Annotated in this window: 1 protein-coding gene; it reads right to left on the bottom strand. The window is 68.0% G+C overall.

The features are described 5' to 3' along the window. Window positions 1-36: 36 nt before the first annotated feature. The gene (locus ACFYWL_RS31185; protein WP_386980426.1) at window positions 37-1,206 is read right to left on the bottom strand and encodes an IS30 family transposase; all 1,170 of its coding nucleotides are present in this window, start codon (window positions 1,204-1,206) and stop codon (window positions 37-39) included. Window positions 1,207-1,459: the final 253 nt, after the last annotated feature.

Below are 1,459 nucleotides of genomic sequence, written 5' to 3'. Positions count from 1 at the left end.
GGGCGGTTTCTGGGGGTCCTCGCAACACCTGATGGCTTATGTGGTTGTCAGTAGATCACGTAGGCGCTCGGCTGGGTTGTCCCAGCCGAGCGTCTGTCGTGGGCGGCCGTTGAGTTCCTGGGCGACGTGTTCGAGGTCTTCGGGTCCGTGCACGGACAGGTCGGTGCCTTTGGGGAAGTATTGGCGTAGCAGGCCGTTGGTGTTCTCGTTCGATCCGCGTTGCCAGGGCGAGTGCGGGTCGCAGAAGTAGACCGGTATCCCGGTGGCGATGGTGAACTGCTTGTGGGCTGCCATCTCGGCTCCCTGGTCCCAGGTCAGGGATCCGCGTAGGTGGGCCGGCAGCGTGGCGACGAGGCCCACCAGGACATCGCGGACCTCTGCGGCGGTGTGTCCGCCGGGCAGGTGCCCGAGCATCACGTAGCGGGTGCTGCGCTCGACGAGCGTCACGATCGCGGACTGGTTGCCCGTTCCCATGATCAGGTCGCCTTCCCAGTGGCCGGGCACAGCGCGGTCGGCGACCTCGGCCGGACGCTCGCTGATCATGACCATGCCCTCGGCGAACCGTGGGGTGCGCTGGTCAGGACGACGATGGGGCTTACGTCGGGCGCGGCCGGTCCGCAACGCCGCGGCGACCTCACGCTTGAGCGAGCCCCGGGCCTGGACATACAACGCCTGGTAGATCGTCTCCGGACTCACCCGCATCTCCTGCTCACCGGGGTACTCCCTGACCAGAGCGTGGCAGATCTGCTGCGGTGACCACCGTTTGCGTAGCCCGTCGACCACGAAGTCACGCAGCGGACCGTCGCGCACAAGCTTGCGGTCCTTGGGCCGGGGCCGAGACGCCGCCCAGGCCCGATGCGCGGCGTGGGCGCGGTAGACACCATCATCACCGGCATGGTTGTCGATCTCGCGTTTGATCGTCGAAGCGGCCCGCCCCAACGCCCGCCCGATCGCGCGAAACGACCCGCCGGCACGTCGCATGTCCGCGATCGTCTCCCGCTGCGCCAAGGTCAGGAACCGGGAGTGCAACTCCTTGTCCAACGCCGTCAGCGACGGCGACACCCGAGTGCTCACCCCGGTGTTGTAGTCCACCCGACGCCCATCCGGATACGTCCGCGAGCCGCGTGTCTTGCGTACTCCCCAGTCCCAGTCCTTCGCCGTGCGCTCGTTGACCCCGACCAGCCGCGCGGCACGGCGCCGCCCCACCCCCTGCTGACGCAGACGCTCGTACTCATCCCGACCAGGATGACGCCGCGACCCCGGCACCGAACAGCGCCCCGCACGACGAACCCACACGTACGCGGTGCCGGGCTTCACACCCGCGCCACGCGCAGCAGCAGCCACACTGCCGCCACCATCGAGGATCCGGAAGAACTCTGCCTTGACCTCAGCGGAAACGACCACGGTCCTCGCAACCCCCAGAAGAACTAGGCGTTGCGAGGACCGCTAGACCCCAAGC

Source organism: Micromonospora sp. NPDC002575, assembly GCF_042889525.1.
Taxonomy (GTDB): domain Bacteria; phylum Actinomycetota; class Actinomycetes; order Mycobacteriales; family Micromonosporaceae; genus Micromonospora; species Micromonospora carbonacea.
Note: the sequence above shows the minus strand (reverse complement) of the source record. Positions and strands in the feature narration are given on the sequence as shown.